General features: G+C 35.9%; 1 protein-coding gene and 1 pseudogene. Both read left to right on the top strand.

Annotation, left to right across the window (positions count from 1 at the left end; genetic code table 11):
* A partial coding sequence (locus L8X30_RS07880; RefSeq protein ID WP_263679763.1) for a flagellin occupies positions 1-376 on the top strand: 376 nt, incomplete at its 5' end.
* A gap of 134 nt (positions 377-510) precedes the next feature.
* Positions 511-724: pseudogene (locus L8X30_RS07875) on the top strand (flagellin); the annotation flags it as partial.

Here is a 724-nt window from a genome sequence, read left to right as displayed (position 1 = left end):
AGGAGATGGCTCAAGTCAGTTTGCAGAATTTGCTGCTACAGCTGCAGCTGGTCAAATAGCCGCTAAAGATCAACAAGCTGGTGTTACTACGCTTAAAGGTGCAATGGCGGTGATGGATATAGCTGAAACTGCTATTACTAATCTTGATCAAATCAGAGCTGACATTGGTGCGGTGCAAAATCAAATCACTGCTACACTTAATAACATCAGTGTAACTCAAGTAAATATCAAATCAGCTGAATCAAACATCAGAGATGTAGACTTTGCAGCAGAAAGTGCAAACTTTGCTAAATATAACATCCTAGCTCAAAGTGGATCTTATGCTATGAGTCAGGCTAATGCTGTGCAGCAAAATGTAATGAGATTATTACAATAGTAAAGAAATCCAAAACACCTTGAATATTCAAGGTGTTTATTTCTCCACTTTTTATTTTATTTCCCATTCACTTTCTTATATTTGGAACATTTATTGCTTTATAAAAATTAAGCAATATTTTGAAAGGATTTAAAATGGGTTTTAGAATAAACACCAACATAGGTGCAATGAATGCACACGCAAATTCAACTATAACAGCAAGAGAATTAGACAAGTCTTTGTCTAGACTTAGTTCAGGTCTTAGAATCAACTCTGCAGCAGATGATGCTTCTGGTATGGCTATTGCAGATAGTTTAAGATCTCAAGCTGCAACTTTGGGTCAAGCTATTAACAATGGTAATGATGCTA

Origin of the sequence: Campylobacter sp. CNRCH_2015_0338h (assembly GCF_025772785.1) — a bacterium.
Taxonomy (GTDB): domain Bacteria; phylum Campylobacterota; class Campylobacteria; order Campylobacterales; family Campylobacteraceae; genus Campylobacter_D.
This window is presented reverse-complemented; position numbering and strand designations above follow the sequence as displayed.